This is a genomic window from Neomesorhizobium albiziae, from assembly GCF_900114255.1.
GTDB lineage: Bacteria > Pseudomonadota > Alphaproteobacteria > Rhizobiales > Rhizobiaceae > Neomesorhizobium > Neomesorhizobium albiziae.
In genome coordinates this window covers 15225-34225 of sequence record NZ_FOSL01000031.1, presented here as the reverse complement: position 1 = coordinate 34225, position 19001 = coordinate 15225, and the positions used below count along the sequence as shown (strand labels likewise).

Annotated in this window: 12 protein-coding genes and 2 pseudogenes; 6 read left to right on the top strand and 8 right to left on the bottom strand. The window is 60.7% G+C overall.

Features of this window, described 5'->3' with window-relative positions:
- The 3 genes and pseudogenes from F3H98_RS27225 to F3H98_RS31365 form a co-directional block, all read right to left on the bottom strand.
- Positions 1-344: cation:dicarboxylate symporter family transporter (locus F3H98_RS27225; protein WP_149763668.1), on the bottom strand; the 344-nt coding region annotated here is incomplete at its 3' end.
- Between the two features lie 267 nt (positions 345-611).
- Positions 612-817 (bottom strand): annotated as a pseudogene (locus F3H98_RS32645) (7-carboxy-7-deazaguanine synthase QueE); the annotation flags it as partial.
- Between the two features lie 195 nt (positions 818-1012).
- On the bottom strand, positions 1013-1312 hold the full coding sequence (locus tag F3H98_RS31365; protein WP_188130595.1) for a hypothetical protein: 300 nt from the start codon (positions 1310-1312) through the stop codon (positions 1013-1015).
- A gap of 858 nt (positions 1313-2170) precedes the next feature.
- Here F3H98_RS31365 and F3H98_RS27215 point away from each other — a divergent pair.
- From F3H98_RS27215 to F3H98_RS27205, 3 genes are all read left to right on the top strand, one after another.
- Positions 2171-3472 carry a M16 family metallopeptidase gene (locus tag F3H98_RS27215; RefSeq protein ID WP_149763676.1) on the top strand — a complete coding sequence of 434 codons (1302 nt, stop codon included), beginning with the start codon at positions 2171-2173 and terminating at the stop codon, positions 3470-3472.
- Positions 3473-3523: 51 nt separating this feature from the next.
- The gene (locus F3H98_RS27210; RefSeq protein ID WP_244621927.1) at positions 3524-4867 is read left to right on the top strand and encodes a M16 family metallopeptidase; all 1344 of its coding nucleotides are present in this window, start codon (positions 3524-3526) and stop codon (positions 4865-4867) included.
- Between the two features lie 91 nt (positions 4868-4958).
- Complete coding sequence (locus tag F3H98_RS27205) at positions 4959-6416, top strand: NAD-dependent succinate-semialdehyde dehydrogenase (protein ID WP_244621929.1); 1458 nt, start codon at positions 4959-4961, stop codon at positions 6414-6416.
- A gap of 824 nt (positions 6417-7240) precedes the next feature.
- On the opposite strand, the gene F3H98_RS27200 is transcribed toward F3H98_RS27205, so the two are convergent.
- On the bottom strand, positions 7241-7930 hold the full coding sequence (locus F3H98_RS27200; RefSeq protein ID WP_244621926.1) for a transposase: 690 nt from the start codon (positions 7928-7930) through the stop codon (positions 7241-7243).
- Positions 7931-8025: 95 nt separating this feature from the next.
- Here F3H98_RS27200 and F3H98_RS31360 point away from each other — a divergent pair, with 95 nt between their 5' ends.
- Both F3H98_RS31360 and F3H98_RS31970 read left to right on the top strand, forming a co-directional pair.
- Positions 8026-8412, top strand: a complete 387-nt coding sequence (locus F3H98_RS31360; protein WP_210249720.1) for an aminotransferase-like domain-containing protein — start codon at positions 8026-8028, stop codon at positions 8410-8412.
- Between the two features lie 332 nt (positions 8413-8744).
- Positions 8745-9365: pseudogene (locus tag F3H98_RS31970) on the top strand (glycoside hydrolase family 3 N-terminal domain-containing protein).
- 504 nt (positions 9366-9869) lie between these two features.
- Here the strand turns inward: F3H98_RS31970 and F3H98_RS27190 are convergent.
- A complete protein-coding gene (locus F3H98_RS27190; protein WP_149763664.1) occupies positions 9870-12338 on the bottom strand; it encodes a sensor domain-containing protein in 2469 nt (822 codons plus the stop codon).
- Between the two features lie 434 nt (positions 12339-12772).
- Between F3H98_RS27190 and F3H98_RS27185 the strand changes: the two genes are divergently transcribed.
- Positions 12773-13252: a transposase gene (locus tag F3H98_RS27185; protein ID WP_149763662.1), complete on the top strand. Its 480-nt coding sequence runs from the start codon at positions 12773-12775 to the stop codon at positions 13250-13252.
- A gap of 485 nt (positions 13253-13737) precedes the next feature.
- On the opposite strand, the gene F3H98_RS27180 is transcribed toward F3H98_RS27185, so the two are convergent.
- From F3H98_RS27180 to F3H98_RS27170, 3 genes are read right to left on the bottom strand one after another with little or no spacing between them, the layout of a single operon-like run.
- Positions 13738-16788, bottom strand: a complete 3051-nt coding sequence (locus F3H98_RS27180) for an efflux RND transporter permease subunit (RefSeq protein ID WP_149763660.1) — start codon at positions 16786-16788, stop codon at positions 13738-13740.
- A complete protein-coding gene (locus F3H98_RS27175; protein ID WP_149763658.1) occupies positions 16785-17879 on the bottom strand; it encodes an efflux RND transporter periplasmic adaptor subunit in 1095 nt (364 codons plus the stop codon). The genes F3H98_RS27180 and F3H98_RS27175 overlap by 4 nt, the downstream gene beginning before the upstream one ends.
- A 1-nt stretch (position 17880) precedes the next feature.
- Positions 17881-18948, bottom strand: a complete 1068-nt coding sequence (locus F3H98_RS27170) for an efflux RND transporter periplasmic adaptor subunit (RefSeq protein ID WP_149763656.1) — start codon at positions 18946-18948, stop codon at positions 17881-17883.
- Positions 18949-19001 lie beyond the last annotated feature (53 nt).

Below are 19001 nucleotides of genomic sequence, written 5' to 3'. Positions count from 1 at the left end.
GCGCCAGGCTGAACGACATTGGCGACGATGAGGCCGACGATAAGCGCGAGCGTCGAGAAGGTGACGAAATAGACCATCGCCTTGCCGGCAACCCGGCCGACTTTCTGGAGATCGTTCATGCCGGCAATGCGGATCGCAATTGTTAGGAAGACGACAAGCGCGATGATCATCTTGACCAGCTTGATATAGGCCTCGCCGAGCGGCTTCAGGATCTCGCCGAGTTCCGGATAGAAGTGGCCGAGTGCGATGCCAAGCGTGATTGCGGCAAGCACCTGCAGGTAAAGCTGGGCATAAAGGGGCTTGCGGGGCGCGGGATTCGCGCTGCAGATTTGCGGGCTCAACATACTTGTCTCCTGACCGGATTGGGCGGGCTCTTCCTCCCTTCCGGGCATCTCCCGTCGCTGCGCTCCCGTCGAACGCTGCACCAACGCCGCCGCAAGCTCCGTGCCAAATAGGACAGCGCGAGGACGCGCGCGTTTTCCGAAATTTGATAAGGACCTCTCGCGCCGTGCTTGTGCGGATTTCTGGACTCGCTGCTGGCGCGTGCCCTTCATCGAAAGATCGTTCCGCGACGGTCGGACTTTGAGGAGGCCGCTCTGGGCGTCACACTCACCGGAAAGCGCAACGAGGGTTCGCCACACCGCGTCGCTGGCATCATCTGGCGGAATTGATTGTCCACCGCATGCAGGCTGTCGCACCAGGAACAGCGATAGTCGCACCCGCCAGTTCTGACGAAGACTGTTGGCAAGCCGTGAGCACGCCCTCGCCTTGGATCGTCGGCCTCGCTCACGCGGATTGCGGGATGCGGATCGGTCACGGCCGGTATTCCGCCGGGGGTTTTGACCGGGTAGGCTGCGACCGGAGATTTCTCTGCGTTCCCAGTACTCCAAAGAGTTTTATTACTTTATGAACGGGGGGACGAGTGCTGGCATAGACGTAGCCGCCGGCCGTGTTGACGCAGATGACTCCGATCGCGACGGCCAAACTCTCCTGATTTGGTACAGCGACGACACTACGCGCGGACTACGCAAGTGCGGCTGTCTTCCAGCAACAAACGTGTTTGCGTGACCCCGTCCATGGCGAGCTCTGTCGACAGTTGTTCCTCAAGTTCGACCAAGGTGACACGCAAACGCTCCCTCTCCCCCAGCAACTCGTCACGCTCAACGACTTCGGGCAGGCTCATCACGCCAAAAGCGCTCAACAAATCCTTCTTTATCGCCCGATGTCCTGCGATCTCCGTTTCCAGCGCCTCGCGGATACATCCTCCGACTTTCGCGGATATTTGAAGAGATTCGTCTTCGCTCGCGAGCACGCTCCGCGCGCTCCAGCCGCTCGGTAAGCCTGACACTCAGCTGCTCCGGGTGCTCATCGACCCCCGATAGCTTTGGGCAATTCTGATCGAGCACGCAGCCGAGGCCAGACCCGGCGATGCCAGGCTCTAGCCAGGTGCCGTGAGCGCCTCCTTAACGTCGGCCTGCCAAGCTTCCTCTCGCCTCTCCGCCACTTCGACTGCGAGCGGCCTGGCGGCCAGCTTATCTTCCTTAGCGGCCACGCTCCTGACTGCCTCTGCTCATTCAGCATCGACCCTGGCCTGCCTATCGAGGAAGCGTTCCGCCGCGACCACCACCATCAGCTCCATTCCAACGCTCTCAAGTGCCGCGGCCAGTTGGAGGGCATCCTATTCACCTGCGCGGCAGCACGCTCAATCCTCTTTCGCGCGAGCAAGATATCGTCCGAAGCCGCAAGCGCTTCGCGTTCGGCGCTGTCCGATGTCCGACAATGTCGGATACGCAACATAGCAGAGCCAGATCTATCACATTGCTTCGAAACGGTTTCTCATTTGGCACGATACGTGCGTGCCATCTGCAAACGCCACGGACCAAGGAGAAGTCGTCCCGTGATCACCTCACCAAAAAATACCGCCGCGGGTCTCCCGGACCCATCCAAAGATGACGCTCGAGTAAGGCCTGGCAACATGAAGACGGTTGCTCATCCGGCTCGGCGCTGCCCGCCGATCCACCTCCTCCCACAAGGGGAGACGGGGACGCGGCGCTTTCAAAATGAGGAGCAAATCACTTTGCCTCTCGTCCCGTCATCACAACCGGAGCCATTGATCAAACTTCGATCTCACTGGCTGCTCGGCACACTTTTCGCGATCGCGTTGGCCTTGATGGCGACCGCTCCGGCTCTGGCGGCCACCGACGACGGCAAGGTAACGGATTTCGTCCTCGACAACGGCATGGAAGTGGTCGTCATCCCCGATCACCGCGCGCCGATCGTCACCCAAATGGTGTGGTACAAGACGGGCAGCGCCGACGAGTCGCCGGGCAAATCCGGCATTGCGCATTTGTTCGAGCGTTTGATGTTCAAGGCGACGACCAACCTTGCCGCCGGCGAGTTGGGCCGCGCCGTCTCGGCCATCGGCGGCTCGATGAATGCCTTCACCTCTTACGACTACACCGCCTTCCATGAGACGGTGGCGCCTTGGGCGTTGGAGCCGATGATGAGCTTCGAGGCCGATCGCATGTTCAACCTCATGCTCACCGACGATGATATCAAAACCGAGCGCGACGTGATCCTGGAGGAGCGCCGCTCACGCATCGACAACAATCCGCAGGCGGTTCTGGACGAGGAGGTCGACGCCACGCTCTGGCAGAACCAGCCCTACCGCATCCCGGTGATCGGCTGGATGCAGGAGGTGGAGAAGCTGAACTGGGCCGACGCCGTCGCCTTTTACGCCACATATTATAGGCCCAACAATGCCGTGCTGGTGGTGGCCGGCGATGTCGAGCCGGAGACGGTGAAGGCACTGGCCGAAAAGACCTATGGCAAGGTCCCGCGCGGCCCGGACTTGCCGCCGCGTGTCCGGCCGGTCGAGCCGGAGCAGAACACCAGGCGCACGGTGACGCTGAGCGATGCCCGCGTTTCGGTGCCGAGCTTCTCCACGCAATGGGTGGTGCCGTCCTATCACACGGCCGAACCCGGCGAGGCCGAGGCGCTCGACCTCCTGGCCGAGATCCTCGGCGGCGGCAACCGCAGCCGGCTCTACCAGCAGCTGGTGGTGAAAGAGGGCATCGCCACCGAGGCTGGCGCGTATTTCCGGGGCACCATGCTGGATGCCACCAGGTTCACCATCTACGGCTCGCCGCGCGGCGATGCCAAGCCCGCCGATCTGGAAGCGGCGGCCGATGCCGAGGTCGCCCGCATCGCCAGAGACGGTGTCAGCAGCGACGAGCTGGACAAGGCCAAGGACCGCTATGTTCGCTCGGTGAGCTTCGCCCGCGACGAGCAGCCCTACATGGCCTACTTGTATGGCTCCACGCTTGCCACCGGCCGCAACGTGAAGGACGTCGAAGAATGGCCAGACCGCATCCGCAAGGTCACCGCCGATCAGGTCAAAGCCGCCGCCGCCCGCTATCTCGTGCCCGACCATTCGACCACCGGTTATCTCTTTCCCAAGACGGAGAATTGATGTGATGATGAACCTACGCCGCGGCGCCATTGCACACGCCTTGCCCTTCTTGTGGGAGAAGGCAGGGCCGCGCGCCTCGCCACCCTGCTGGCGACCCTTATCCTCGCCATTCCCTTCCTCATCCTGCCGGCGCCCACCGCCCATGCTGCGATGAACATCCAGGAGGTGGAATCTGAAAAGGGCATCAACGCCTGGCTGGTGGAGGACCATACGGCGCCGATCATCGCCATCCGTTTCGCCTTCGACGGCGGCAACGCGCAGGATCCGGCCGGCAAGGAGGGGCTCGCCAATCTGATGACCGGCCTGTTCGACGAGGGAGCCGGCGACCTCGACAGCGACACTTTCCAGGTGAAGCTCGACGATGCCGGCGTCGAAATGGGCTTCGAGGCAAAGCGCGACGGCATTTATGGCTCGATGCGCATGCTTTCCGAACAGAAGGACGCCGCCTTCGATCTGCTGAAGCTGGCGGTGAACAAGCCGCGCTTCGACGAGGAGCCGATCGACCGCATCCGCGCCCAGATCCTGTCCGGCATCATCGCCAATGAGCGCGACCCCAAGGCGATCGCCCAGCGCAAATGGCTGCGCGCGATCTACGGCACCCATCCTTATTCGAGGCCGGACGAAGGTACCAAGGAGAGCCTCGCCGGCATCACGCGGGCCGATCTAACCGCCTTCCACAAGGCCACTTTCGCTCGCGACGGGCTTCATGTTGCCGTGGTCGGCGACATTGACGCGAAGACGCTGAGTGAAAGGCTCGACCAGCTGTTCGGCGATTTGCGCGAGAAGCAGACGCTCTCCCCCGTCGCCGATGTCGCCGCAAAACTCGGCCAGCAGGTGGAGGTGAACTACGACCTGCCGCAGACCTCGCTGCAGTTGGCCTTTCCAGGCGTCGGACGCAGCGAGCCGGATTTCTTCGCCGCGGTGCTGATGAACGAAATTCTCGGCGGCTCGACCTTTACCTCCCACCTGTTCGAGGAGGTGCGCGAAAAGCGCGGCCTTGCCTATGGCGTCGGCTCCGCTCTGGTCGATCACGAGCATCCTCATGCGCCGCTGGTTACGACGGCGACGCGCTCGGACCGCGCCGCCGAGACGCTGAGCATCGTGCGTCAGGTGGTGAAGCAGATGGCACAAGAGGGGCCGACGGAGGCCGAGCTCGAGGCGAGCAAGAAATATCTGATCGGCGCGCTCCTCCTCATGCCAGCCTCTCTTCGGGTGGATCGCCGATCGTGGTCCGCAGATTGTAGGCCGCCAGCGCACTGCGTGCGGGTGGCGAAGCCGATGTCCATTGTTCAATCTTCGCCTAATAGAACCGCGAGCCATCTTCTAGAGAATTCAAAGTTTTCCCTTTCCAGTTGGGTACGGTGGTCTACCAGCCGTCTGGCCGAGGCCCTATGAGGAACCCGGACGTGCGAAATACACACCGACACCCTGCCGACATACTTCCGCTGCGTTGAGGAGGAATCCGGTATTGCCCCTGTGCCTGCCGATGATCCGCCACCTGAAATCTCCTGATCTTTTCGGTACGATCGACCGCGTGCCGGCACTTGGCAAGCGGATTAGCGAGCGGACATTCGAGGTCTTTAACCCATCGACCGGCGAAGTGCTGGCAAAGCTTCCCGACATGGGCGTCGAGGAGACCTGCGCTGCGATCGACAAGGCCTATATCGCGCAGCCTGGATGGGCGGGCCTGACCGCCCGAGAGCGCAGCGACGTTCTGTGGCGATGGCATCAGTTGATCATCGACCATGCCGAGGATCTCGCTGCGATTCTCACCGCGGAGATGGGCAAGCCGCTTGCCGAAGCCAGGTCGGAGGTGTCGCATGCTGCGGCATACCTGCAATGGTATGCCGAAGAGGCCAATCGCATCTATGGCGAGACGATCTCCGCACCATCGACGGACCGCCGCATGCTGGTGATCAAGCAGCCGATCGGCGTAGTTGGCACGATCACGCCATGGAATTTCCCGGCTTCCATGGTGGCGCGCAAGATCTCGCCGGCCTTGGCGGCGGGCTGCACCATCGTCCTCAAGCCCGCTGAACAGACGCCGCTCGTAGCTGGCGCAATGTTCGCCCTCGCCCACCAGGCTGGCTTTCCCGAAGGCGTCGTCAACTTGATCTATGCGTCCGAAGGTGATGCGGTTGGGCGTGAACTCTGCGCCAATCCCAAGATCCGCAAGATCAGCTTCACCGGCTCGACCGAGGTTGGCCGGCTGCTGATGCGCCAGTGCTCGGACCAGGTCAAGAAGGTCAGCCTCGAGCTAGGCGGCAATGCACCTTTCATCGTCTTCGACGATGCCGATATCGATGCCGCGGTTGACGGTGCGATCCAGGCGAAGTTCCGCAATGCCGGCCAGACTTGCGTTTCCGCGAACCGCCTTTACGTCCAATCGAGCGTTCATGATGAGTTTGTCGACAAATTCGTGGAGAAAGTCCGCCACCTTTCGGTTGGTGACGGCTTCGATCCAGGAGTGGCTATCGGACCGCTGATCGACAGGCAGGCTCTGGCCAAGATCGAATCCCATATCGCCGATGCCGTCGCAAAAGGCGGTATAATTCGATGTGGCGGCAATCGCATCGGTACGACGGGCACGTTTTTCCAACCAACGGTCCTCACCGATGTCTCCAGCGAGATGACAGTCGCGCAGGAGGAGACATTCGGGCCGCTGGCGCCGATCATTCGCTTCGAAGATTCGGATCAGGTCGTGCGTGAGGCCAATGACACGATCTACGGCCTCGCCGCCTACTTCTATGCCTCAAATCTGAAGCGTGTCTGGCGTGTGGCCGAGGCCCTGGAATATGGCATGGTGGGCATCAACACGGGACGCATGTCCTCGGAAGCCGCGCCTTTTGGCGGAGTAAAGCAGTCCGGTATCGGGCGGGAGGGTTCCCGCCATGGCCTCGAGGACTACCTCGAAATGAAATACCTCTGCATGGGCGGCATCTGAAGCATCTGCTTGCGCTCTTCGCAGATCGGGCAATCGAGCGAGCGACCTCCGAATATGCGAATGTAGGATCGCTCCTCGATGGAGAGCCGACGGGCGGCTCCCCAACCCGTGCACACGCAATTCTGAAGTACTACCCTGGCTGGATGTATCTCTCGACGTGAGCAGGCATCTACAAAGCTGGCCGCCCCAGAGGATCGTTCGCCCGTCAAGGTCGATCTGAGGCTGACGGAGAGCGACAAGCTTCGCACCCAATGCGACATTTCTTTGCTGACCGGGCGACATTCCAACTTGGTTGCAACATGGCGGTGAGCGAATTGGTGGACGGCTTGCGGATTTCGCACTTCGAGCGAGCGGAGGTGCGTACGCGGCATGCCGCCGGAAGATCGGCTCGCCGTGCGCCAAGAACATTCGGCGCAGATCACCGCTGCGCTAAGGCGGTGGTTCGAAAAGCAGCTGTCGATGCGCAACACGAAATCGCCCAATCGCCGAATCTCGGCATCACCCCAGGCCATCGCGCTTGTGGTAACCGAGAACCGGATGCCATGCGGGTCCCTCCAGGAGACGGAGCTTGTTGACGCGTTAGCGTAAATCGGGGAGAAGAGCGTGGATGGCCAGCTTTACAATCTGCAATCCGATTAGCCCGGTCGCTAATGCGCTGCGTCAGAAATGGCGAGGCCTGATCGCAGCCACATCACCCTGGACGGTGCGTACGTGGCACGCTGAACGTGCTGTTTGCGGCGCGGCCAGAGTCTGCTCTTAGGTGACGCATCGGCGAAGACGATGTGCCGCCGGTCCGATCTGCGATTCAGCCGACTTCTGAAGCGTTATTGCAGCTCCAGCTTCGTCTTCAGTTCCGCGTTCTCCTTGCGCAGGCGTTTCGTGAGCAGGCTCCTCAGTCGCTTGTTTTCTTCCTCAAGCGCGACCAGATCCTTCAGATCGTCACCACCCGATGCAGGCGCCGCAGCCTTCTTCCAATGATAGTAGGTCTGTTCCGATATGCCGGCCTGCTGTACGGCGCTCTTGAGGGTGGCGCCGCCACTGATTGACTTCTCGATTTGGGCGAGCTTCTGGGCGCGCTCCTTTTCAGAGTAGACCTTCCGGCCGGTCCGCACGGCCGCTGCCAGTGCTTCCTCCGCCTGGAACGCCGTACTGGTGCCATTCTTCCGAGCAGGCGGCCTAGGCTCAGCCTTTGCCTTCCGCGACCGTGGGACTTTCTTCTTCGTTTCAGGCGTCTCCACCTTGGCTGCCGGTTCGGTTGCAGTTTCTACTGATTCAGCGTCCAGGGGATCTGCCATAAGATGCTCCGCTCGCGGTTCGTGCATGTGTTCAGCAGCAAGGGCCACGACATTGGAGTCAATAAGCCGACGATTTGGCAGCTCCATCTCTTTGAGCTCCCTTGTTGTCTCGGCCATAGCTGCGGAGAGATCGACATCGCTCCAGATGGAACGACCCCGTTTTTGAAAATTGCGCTTCTGTTTGATCTCCACAGTGAACGGTCGGGTCTGCCGCCTCATAGTTTCTTCCTTGTTAGACACGAATTGCATGGGAAGTCGCTGCTGACGAAGATTGAACGTCCTGACGCTGCCTCTGTTGCGCCGAGCTTTATCGGATGGGACCGCCCGCGGGCAAGCCACACTTCAAGGGGCTCGACCTCTGCGCGCGGCTGCTGCTCGACCCCGGTGATCCTTTCGTGATCGAGAACCCTGGCTACCTCCTGGCCCGCTGTGCCTTCGCGGCGGCTGGCGGCATCGCCGTCCCCATTCCGGTCGACAGGGATGGGCTCACAACGGATTCGCTGCTCTCGGCCCGTCTGGCTTACGTGACGCCGTCGCACCAGTTCCCGCTTGGCAGCGTGCTTTCGGCGACACGTCGGCGCGCCCTCCTGGCCTGGGCTGCACATACAGGTGCTTGCATCATCGAGGACGATTACGACGGAGAGTACCGTCACGATATTGCCCCCATCCGCCTCTGCAGGCACTCGACGCGGAGTCGGTGATCTACGTTGGCACGCTGTCCAAGACGCTCTCGCCGACCCTGCGGCTCGGCTATCTCGTCGTCCCCACCAGCTTGTGTCGGGCGTTCGCCGAGGCGAAGCGCCTGACCGACCGGCACACCCCGTTGCTGGAGCAAGACGCGTTAGCCGACCTGCTGGCGAGCGGCGCCTACGAGCGTCACGTCCGCAGCATCCGCAGAAAGAAAACCGAGCGAAGAACTGTGCTGCTGCAGTCGTTGGGCGACAACCTGGGCGCGTCGGTCACCATCGCCGGAGCTGACACAGGACTGCATGTCGTCATCTGGATCGATGGCGTCGCCTCCGACCGCGAGCCCATGATTATCGAGGCCGCACGCACAGCCGGAAGCGGTCTCTATCCCCTTTCGCCGCTGCCTGACCAGCAACGACCGATCCTCCGTGCGCCCAACTCGGTCGTTGCAACAAAACCGGTGTCGCCCGGCTTCACCGCGTTCCCAACCGCAATCGGGTTGGCAGCGACAGGGGATCCCGAGGCCCTGCAGGAGATGGCGGATATCATGCGACGCCAGATGCGGGCGGTGGGGATGCTCCATGCCCTCGCGCCAGTCATGGACGTCGCCCGCGATGCGCGTTGGGGACGGGTCACCGAAACCTACGGAGAGGATCCATATCTTGTCAGTTCGATGAGCGTCGCTTTCACGCGCGGCATGCAGGCCAACGACCTGCGTGAAGGCGTGCTGGTGTCCGCGTAACACTTCCTGGGTTATGCAGTGACGGAAGCCGGTCAGAACATGGCGGCGACTGCTATCGGACCGCGAGAGCTGTACGATGTCTATGCCCATGCGTTCGAGGCGGCCACCCGGCTCGCCGGCCTCTCGGGCGTGATGGCCTCGTATTCGGAATTCGAGGGCGTGCCGATCCACGGTGCGGTGCTCACCGATCTGCTGCGCGGCCGGATGGGTTTCACCGGACGGTAGTTTCCGACTAAAACGGCGTCGGGTGGCCGCAGACGCGGCAACTTGTTGCCCCCACGCCCTCGCCCAAGCCTTCGCCGCGCTCGAGGCGAAGGAAGGTGACCGTCGAAATACTGAGCTAAATGGGTGTCGAAAGGAACCGTTTCGCTGAGCTTTAGGATCACCAGATCCCCGGATGCGTTTGAAAGGCGCGATCTCGCTGCCGCCATTGAAGCAATGGAGAACCACCTTAACCGAATACATCGCACGGCGCTGGACGTGGTGAATTCCCCTTGAGAGCGCAGAGCGAGGATCTCATTGTAGTCGACGATCGATCCGGCGATCTGCCCTACACGTATGTGCATTTGGCAACGGAGCGACGATCGACGCGAAGGTAGCCGCGTTTGACGTTTTTGACGAGGCCTCCGACTGCCATTCGACTCCGCGTTCTTCACCGGCGTGAAGCCGGGACCAGATTCAACGCCGCGCGTGTGTGTCTATGTGCTGTGCTGCAAGCGTCGTGAGCCGCTATTGCCGTCCGCGGCGTCGACTCGCCACGCTTGACGGAGGTGCGCGTTTGCCGACCTCCTTCGCATACAGCTCGATCGGGTAAGGCCTTCCGATCAGATACCCCTGCAGAGCACTGCAGCCCTCTTCCGTAAGAAAACTCAGCTGGTCGAATGTTTCGACGCCTTCGGCAACAATGTACATAGAGAGGTCCCGGCCCAGCCCGACAATGGCGCGAATGATGGCCGCCGATTGCGGATTCTGCTGAAGCATCCAAACGAATGACTTGTCGATCTTGATTTTGTCGAAGGGGAAAGACTGGAGATAGGAAAGCGATGAATAGCCTGTCCCAAAATCGTCCAGGGCGATCTTTACTCCGAGCGATTTAAGGCGCCGGAGGATTGAACTTGCCCGCGATAAGTCGTCGAACAGCACGCTTTCTGTAATTTCCAGCTCGAGCCGCGTCGGGTCGAGCGCCGACTGCAACAGAATCGAGTGCACCATGCCGGGAAGATCGCCTTGGCGAAATTGTACGGGAGAGAGGTTGACGGCGATGTGGATCGTGTTCGGCCATGACGCCGCCTCCCGACACGCCTCGCGCAACACCCATTCGCCGATTGGAACGATCAATCCGCTCTCTTCGGCCAGGGGAATGAACTCCGCAGGTGGGATCATTCCTCGTTCTTTGTGAGACCACCGGACCAGGGCTTCGAACCCAACGATCTGACCCGATACGTTCGCCTGCGGCTGGTAGTGCAGGAACAACTCGCCGTTTGCTAGAGCCGAACGCAAGTCCTTCTCAAGTGCGCGGCGTTCACGGACTTTGCGATCCATGTCCGCCTCGAACATCCGGAAAACGCCCTGCCCGTCGGCCCGGGCGCGATCGAGCGCTGCGTGAGCGTTGCTCAAGAGGGATGTGACATCAACCGCGTCATCGGGAAAGAAGGCGATACCGATGCTCAGGCCGACGTGCAATTGGCGGCCGCCGACATCAAAAACGTCGGCGATCGTTGCCAGCAGGCGGTCAGCGAGTGCTATTGCTGTCTCCGGATGCGGGCCGTCAGCAATGATAGTTGTGAACTCGTCGCCCGTGCGCGCAAGGAAGTGCTTGCCCGCGCTCGCTCTCAGCCGTGCCGCCACCTGTCGAAGCAGCGCATCCGCAACCCCGGGGCCGCAAGCATCGTTTACTTCCTTGAACCCGTCGACGTTGATGCGCATGACAGCGAAGGATTCCCTGCCGGATGTCGCCCGCTCGAGCGTGAATTCGAGACGCTCGACGAGTGCTGTCCGGTTGGGCAAATCCGTCAGCCCGTCGTGGGTAGCCAAATGGGCGATCCGTGCCGCGTCTCGCTTGCGCTCGGTCACATCCTCGGCCACCGCGAGGACATATTTCGACTTTCCGTCATGGCTTTCCACCGCGAGCCGTCGCGTAACGAGATCCCGTACCCCCTTGTCCCGCGTTTGGATTTGCTCTTCCTCGGCTAACTGGACGGAATCGGAACGCAACGCTTGCTGATCACGAACGACGAACGACTCGGCCTCTTCTGGCGGAAAGAGGTCGGAATCGGTCTTGCCGATCAGCTCCTCGCGCGGGATGCCAAGCAGTTCCTCACCTGCCCGGTTCATCAGGACATAGCGGTGCTCCCGGGCCTCTTTAGCGAAGAGCATGACGGGAATGTTTTCGATTACCGTGTCCAGAAACTCTCTGGTGCGGCGCAGATCGTCCTCAGCCCGCTTGCGCTCCGTCACGTCGACAACCGCAACCATGACGGCTGGGCGGCCGTCATACTCGATCCCCTTTGAGTAGGCGACGATGTCGATCAGGCTGCCGTCCGCCTTAATGTGGCGCCAGGTACGCCCGGTGCAATACGAGCCCTCGCCTGTGCCGAGCACTTGGAGAAACGGTTCTCTGTCTTCCGCCGGCCTGATTTCAAGGATGGATTTGGAAAGAAATTGTTCGCGGGTGTAGCCATAATGCTCGACGGCAGCTTGGTTGACTGCCAGAAACCGCGAGCTGGCTCTATCAAACACCCACATCGGGATGGGGTTTTCCTCGAACAGCAGCTGCAGCGAGGCTTCGTGCTCCTTCAACTTGGTGATGTCCGAAATACAGCCGACGACGAAGCGAGCGCCATTCGGTAGCGACGCCCGCGCCTTTCGCGTCACGAGGGTGCGGATTTCCCCGTCCGGCCCCAGCATGACCTCCTCGTTCTCGTTGACTTCTCCGGTTTCCAGCACCAACCGATCGACCTGCTGGAACACATCCGCGTGTTCCTTCGGGACGAAGTCGTAATCTGTCTTGCCAGCCAACTCCTCATAAGAATGCCCCATGAAGTCGCACATACTTCGGTTAAGCATAACGAAGCGGGATTGATCATCTTTCAAGAATATCGGATGCGGGACTGCGTCGAGCACCAAGCGCACGGCGTCAGCATCGTCCTTTGAGAAGGACCCGGTCACCAGTTCCACAGGAAAGTCTGAACACGACATTCCGCATCTCCCGCGTGTGAAGAACCAACGGTTGTATATTAGGAACCCATATTTGTCCGCAACGATCCAAGAATGATATTAGCTATAATTAAAATCCGGGGGGAGTAACGGATGATCTGCCAAGCGAACCGCAGAGCTGACGAGCCGACGAGCATGCTGCCGGATACCGAGGGGTCGTGACACATCCAGCCGATACTCTGTGTTGCGGATTGCGAGGCCATTCAGCACGCCTCGCCGCAGCCCAACATTTCGACGCAAGCACAGGACAATAAAGAAGGCGACTCCAATTTGCGTCTGCAGGGGCAGTCATAGGCAATTATGTTCACGCGTCCGACGGCGACATTGAGGAGCACGGTTTTGGCCGTGGTTGACAAAGTCCGTAAGTTCTTGATGCTGCGTGAGAGAATAGGGTTTGACATCACAGGGAGCTTCTCATGGCCGACCTCAAGGAATCCGAGGCAAACCAGGCGCCAGCCGAGGTGCCTGTGAAGGAACAGACACCTGATATCAAGGAAAAGGCGCCGAAGCCGAGGAAGCGAACCGGGCAGCAGGCAGGTGCTCTACGAACCAGAGCCGCCAAGTCGGCCCCACAGGCGTCTTCATCTAAAGCGGTCGCTTCGCCTACAGTCCCGACAGCGCGGAGAATATACTCTGAGAAAGAGCGGGCCCAAAAGCTCGGCGAGATCGAAAAGCAGATCGGACGGGGAGAGAGCATCAAGGCCGCGGTCCAGAAAGCTGGCATCTCGGAACAGACCTACTATCAGTGGAAGAAGGCTGCCGGGCAGACAACACAGAGCGATGAGCTCAAGGATCTGGTGAAGCTTGAAGAAGAGAATGCCCGTCTGAAGAAGCTTCTCGCCAATCGGCTCCGGAATGAAAACGCCGAACTCAGGAAAAAGCTCGGGCTTGCTTGAGCCGGTCAGGAGCCAAAGCTGAGCCGTTCGCATCGGCCGAATGCGTTTGTGCTGCCTATGTTTCGGTGCGGCTCTCTAGTAGCTTCGCTCCGAGCTTCCAGCTCGCGAGACGGGCGGCTGTGCTCGGGGTGCCTGTTCGGCGTCGTCGGCATGGACATCGGCACGACCGCCGGCGCGCTGATAATCGGCCTGATCAACCACTTCCTGATCCTGATGCCCGCAGGAAATCGGTTACCACCACATCGCCCGCGGCGGGATAGTCACCTTCGCGGTCGCGCTCAGCCCGTTGGCGAAGTGACCGAAGCGAGCTTTTCAGTTCCAGACTGCAATCTTATGCGACTTTCGAAGCACAAAAAGCGAACAAAATCACAACAGCTCCGGTACTCTCCCTCTCACGCGATTTGGCCAACGGCCGTGCGAAAGTCGCGGTTCAATACCTTGGCACCCACAGCACCCGTCGATACGGAGAGCGGCATGGCATCACGTCACTGCTGCTCGACATCGCGCGGTATCCTGAACCAGGTGACGTAGAGCGCAGGCAGAAAGAGAAGGGTCAGCACCGTTCCGACGATGATGCCTCCCATCATGGCATAGGCCATGGGTCCCCAGAATATCTCTCGGGAGATCGGAATAAGGGCGAGGGTCGCGGCAGCAGCCGTCAGCATGATCGGCCGCATGCGATGCTCCGTCGCTTCCACGACGGCCTTCCACGGCGGCGTTCCGGCGGCCCGCAATTCCTCGATCTGCACGATCAGGATGACCGAGTTGCGGATGAGGATGCCTATCAGGGCCAGCACGCCCAGTAGCGCCACGAAGCCAAGCGGCGCATTGGAAAGCAGCAACGCCGCGACGACGCCGATGAGCGCCAATGGCGCGACCGAGAAGACCAGGAACAGCCGATGGAAGCTCTGGAGCTGGACCATCAGAAGCGTTGCCATGGCGAAAATCATGATAGGCGCGACGGCGAAGATGGGTCCTTGCGCCTTGGCGCTTTCCTCGACCGATCCGCCGACCTCAACGGAATATCCCGCCGGCAGCGTTTTCTTGAATGCCTCGACCTTGTCGGTAAACGCCGCGACAATGGTTGCCGGCTGGGTCGCGTCGCTTATGCCGGCCTTGATGGTAATGGTCGGGATCCGATCACGCCGCCAGATCGTCGGCTGTTCGAGTTCGTAACGGAACGTGGCGACGGATGACAGCGGAATGGTTCGGCCGCTGGTGCTCGAGAGCTGCAGATCAAGCAGCGTATCGATCGACCCGCGTTCTGCTGCGGCGGCGCGGCCGACCACGTCCACGAGATAAATACCGTCCCTGACCTCAGTTGCCGTATCGCCCTGAACGACACTGTTCAGCGCGGTGGCAATGTCCTGAGAAGACACGCCAAGTTGCCGCGCCTTATCTTGAAGCACATCGACCTTGACGACACGTGCAGGCTCGTTCCAGTCGAAGACCAGATTGCGCAGCAACGGATTCGTCCCGACAATGGCCCCCAGTTTCTGCGCAAAGTCACGGACGACCTGGATATCCGGACCGGACACGCGGTACTGGACCGGCTTGCCGACCGGCGGTCCGATATCCAACAGCTTCACAAAGGCGTCCGTGCCCGGAAAAGTCTTGTGCAGATAGTCCTGCAGCTCCTCCCTGAGCTTGTCGCGGACTTCGAGCCCCTTCGTGACGATCACCATTTGCCCGAAAGACACGTCAGACGGCTGGACGTCGAAGGACAAGATGAAGCGAGGCGCACCGGTTCCCACGTAAGTCGACCAATGTTCGATGTCAGGGTTGCCGACGAGCTTTTCCCGTTCGAACTGTGCCATCTGTCGGTTGGTTTCCTCGATCGAACTGTTCTGCGGAAGGTTCCAGTCGACAATGAGTTCCGGACGGTCGGAGCTAGGGAAGAACTGCTGCTGCACCAGCGACATCCCGCCGACAGATGCGCCGAAGAGGAGGATGGTCACCGCGATCGTCGCCCATCGCCATCGCATGCAGACTTGAAGCATGCGCGAGAAGGTTTTCGCGAACCAGCCTTTGTGATCGGCATGTTTTTTCATCGTCTCGGGCAGGATTGTCACGCCGAGAAGCGGTGTGAACACGACCGCGACCAACCATGAGACGATGAGCGACACGGCAATGACGACGAACAGGGTGAACGTGAACTCGCCGGCGCTGCTCTTGTTGAACGCCACCGGGATAAAGCCCGCCACGGTGACAAGCGTGCCGGTCAGCATCGGAAAGGCTGTCGAAGTGTAGACGTAGGTGGCGGCCTTCCTGAGACTGTCCCCCAGCTCCAGGCGTGCAACCATCATTTCGATGGCGATCATGGCGTCGTCGACCAGGAGACCGAGAGCGATGATCAGCGCCCCCAGCGAGATTCGCTGCAACGAGATGCCTGAGTAAAGCATCACCAGAAAGGTGACGGCGAGAACCAGCGGGATGGAAATCGCGACAACCAGGCCGGCGCGCAGACCAAGACTGATGAAGCTTATCGCGAGTACGATAGCGACCGCCTCGAACAAGGCGCGTGTGAAGCCGGACACGGCTTCGTCCACGACGGCTGGCTGATCGGACACCCGTTCCACGGACACGCCCACTGGAAGTTCCTGGGTAACACGCTCCACCATCTTTTCGAGCGCCGCACCGAACTCCAGGAGGTTGCTGCCGGCCTTCATTCCAACGGCAAGACCGATCGCTGGCTTGCCATTGAAGCGAAACAGCGAGGTCGGCGGATCGACATATCCACGCGTGATCGTTGCGATATCGGTCAGTGGAAAGAACCGGTCATTCACTCTCAGATTGATCGCTCGCAGGCTTTCCTCGGAAACAAAGCCACCGGAGACGCGAAGCGCGATACGTTCGGATCCCGTGTCGATGAATCCGGAATGGGTGACAGCGTTCTGCGCTTGCAGCGCAGAGATGATGGCGGAGCGGTCGATGCCGAGGGCCGCGATCTTACGGGTGGAGAATTCCAGAAAAATCACCTCATCCTGCGCTCCCACGATATCGACCTTGCCGACGTTCGGGACCGTAAGGATTTTCGTTCGGGCGTCCTCGACCATGTCGCGCAATTCCCTCTGGCTCAACCCGTCGGCTGAAAAGGCGAAGATATTCCCATAGACGTCGCCGAACTGGTCATTGAAGAAGGGGCCGACCACGCCCGATGGGAAGTCGTGCTGGATGTCGGCCATCATGTTGCGCACGCGCAGCCAGGTGGGGCGCACATCCGCCGCCTTGGTTTCCTGTCGCAGGTCGACGAAGACAATGGTCCGACCCGCGGTGGTCAGGCTTCGGGTATGGTCGAGATTGTCGAGTTCCTGCAGCTTCTTTTCGATGCGGTCAGTAACCTGCCGCGTTACCTCCTGCGCCGAAGCACCTGGCCATTGCGCCTGGATCACCATGGTCTTGATGGTGAATGAGGGGTCCTCCTCGCGCCCGAGGCTGACATAGGCATAGGCCCCCGCCAATGCGAAGGCGATCATGAAGTACCAGACGAGAGAACGGTGCTCGAGCGCCCAGTCCGAAAGGTTGAATTTCTTCACGAACGCGGCTCCTTTTCGAGTCTCACCTTCTGTCCTTCGCTGAGTTCACTAGCACCGGCGACTGCGACCTCTTCTCCCTCCAGCAGTCCTGAGGCAATTCGGACACGCGGGACGCCGGAGACCTGTGCGTCGAGCCGCACAGGTCTCAGCGAGACCGTGTGTTTCGTGGGATCGATCACCCAGACATTCACTGTGCCGTTGTTTTCGACGATGGCGGACGTCGGCAGCACAATCGTGCTTCCTGGCTGATCACTCATAGCGGCCACCGTCACGACTGAACCGAGCCGGAAAACCTCAGGCGCGTCGTCGATGGCGATCTTCAGCCTGTGGGTGCGAGTGTTGGTGTCGGCTTCCGGCCCGATCTCCCGCAGAATGCCGGACGTGCGGAGCGCGTCCTTGAGCTGAAGGGCGACATTGAATCGGCTCCCCAAGCGCAACGAACCAAGCTGCGCTTCCGGGATGTCGACGACCACGTCACGCTGTCCGAGTTGCGCCAGCGTTAACACCGGCTGACCGGTTGTGACGGTCTGTCCGACTTCCACCGAGGTAGCGGTCACAACACCGTCAAACTCGGCTTTCAGTTGCGCGTACCCGAGCTGTTCGCGCGCCTTGTCGAGACTGGCCCGGGCCTTGGCAACGCCGGCTTGCGCCGATATCAGGCCCTGTTCGGCAAGCTCCAGATCCGCAGCACTCCCCGTATTCCGCGAGGCGAGTGCTCGCTTGCGCTTTTCCGTGAGCTCGGCGTTCTGGAGTTGCGCCTCTGCGTTGCGCAGATCGGCCTCCGCACTGGCGACTGCGAACTGGAGAGCTAACGGATCGATCTCGGCCAGAACATCGCCCTTCCGGACTAGATCGCCAACATCCGCCTTACGCGATAGAACTCGCCCCAACGTCCGGAATCCAAGATCGGCTACCACCCGCGCCTGCACGACGCCGGGGAAACTCAAGCTTGCTGACTGCTCCGCCTTCGTGACGACCGACTTGACCGGCCGGGGGCCGACTTCCGCTGCCGGCGAACTTTGGCCGCAGCCCGAAAGAAGCGTCAGCGACGCAACGAGTGGAAACGAGATGTGTAAGCCGTGACGAGACATTTCACTTGACCTCCCAGACCACTGCTTGGCCTTCTCTGAGAAACTTTCCGCCGTCTGTGACGATCAGATCTTGAGGGGTGATCCCGCCGGTCACGATGAAGTCGCTCGTTTGATAGCGGGAGACCGAAACCTTCCGGAGCGAGACCGAGCGGCTCGCCGTGTCGATGATCCAAACGGCCGGCATGCCTCCGGCGGAGGCCATGGCGCTCGAGGGCAGGACGATTCCCTTGCGCGGCAGCGAGCGGAATTCACCGACGACTGTCGTGCCGAGTGGCCATTGTGCATCTTGCGGGAGGACCACCTTAACACGGACCGTTCCGGCCTTCGTATCGATTGTCGGAGAGACTTCCCTGATGGTTGTTTTCACCTTGCCGGCCCGATCATTGATCGAGGCGACATCGACGTCAGTCTGTGGTCGGCCTTCCAGAAAGAAGGCCTCGAACACATTGAAGACAGCCTCTCGCGGACCGTCATGGGCGAGCGTGAAGGCGGCCTGCGCCGCCGAAACGACTTGCCCGACCTCGATGTTGCGCGCGGTGATGACGCCATCCGCGTCGGCCTTGAGCTCCGTGTAGGATGAGGCATCCTGCGCCGTAGCCAGCGCCGCTTCGGCAACCTGCAGAGAGCCTTGCGCGGTCAGCAGCTCTTCCTGCGACAGATCGAAGGTCGCTTGTGCGATCGCGCGCGATTGTAGCAACGCCTTGTACCGTTCGAAGGCCAGCGTCTTCTGCTTGACCGTCGCTTGTGCCGACTGAAGTCCCGCCCGGGCGATATCCACATCGGCACGCTGTTCAGCGTTTTCGATGCGCGCCAGAACATCACCGGCACGCACCCGCGATCCGACATCCACGGGCCGCTCGATGACCTTCCCGCCCACCCGGAAAGACACGTCAGTCTGAATCCGTGCCTTCACCTCGCCGGTGATTTCTGCGCGCGGCTGGTATTGAGCCGATGACGCGCGTATTGCGCGCACCGGTTGCGGCGGCGCCGCGCGGCTTTCAGCTTTATCCTCGCAGCCGGCCAGAAGGGCACAGGCGAGACCAAATATGATCAATCGAAACGGCTGCATCGGCTCCGCTACCATTTGCAATTAAGACAGGGGCGGGCTATTATCACTGACTA

Excerpts from the sequence above, each read along its gene's own strand:
- F3H98_RS27175 (WP_149763658.1), bottom strand. The coding sequence starts at position 17,879 with ATGTCTCGTCACGGCTTACACATCTCGTTTCCACTCGTTGCGTCGCTG.
- F3H98_RS27205 (WP_244621929.1), top strand. The coding sequence starts at position 4,959 with ATGATCCGCCACCTGAAATCTCCTGATCTTTTCGGTACGATCGACCGC.
- F3H98_RS27190 (WP_149763664.1), bottom strand. The coding sequence starts at position 12,338 with ATGTCGTGTTCAGACTTTCCTGTGGAACTGGTGACCGGGTCCTTCTCA.
- F3H98_RS27215 (WP_149763676.1), top strand. The coding sequence starts at position 2,171 with ATGGCGACCGCTCCGGCTCTGGCGGCCACCGACGACGGCAAGGTAACG.
- F3H98_RS27185 (WP_149763662.1), top strand. The coding sequence starts at position 12,773 with ATGGCCGACCTCAAGGAATCCGAGGCAAACCAGGCGCCAGCCGAGGTG.
- F3H98_RS31360 (WP_210249720.1), top strand. The coding sequence starts at position 8,026 with ATGGGACCGCCCGCGGGCAAGCCACACTTCAAGGGGCTCGACCTCTGC.
- F3H98_RS27170 (WP_149763656.1), bottom strand. The coding sequence starts at position 18,948 with ATGCAGCCGTTTCGATTGATCATATTTGGTCTCGCCTGTGCCCTTCTG.
- F3H98_RS27200 (WP_244621926.1), bottom strand. The coding sequence starts at position 7,930 with ATGAGGCGGCAGACCCGACCGTTCACTGTGGAGATCAAACAGAAGCGC.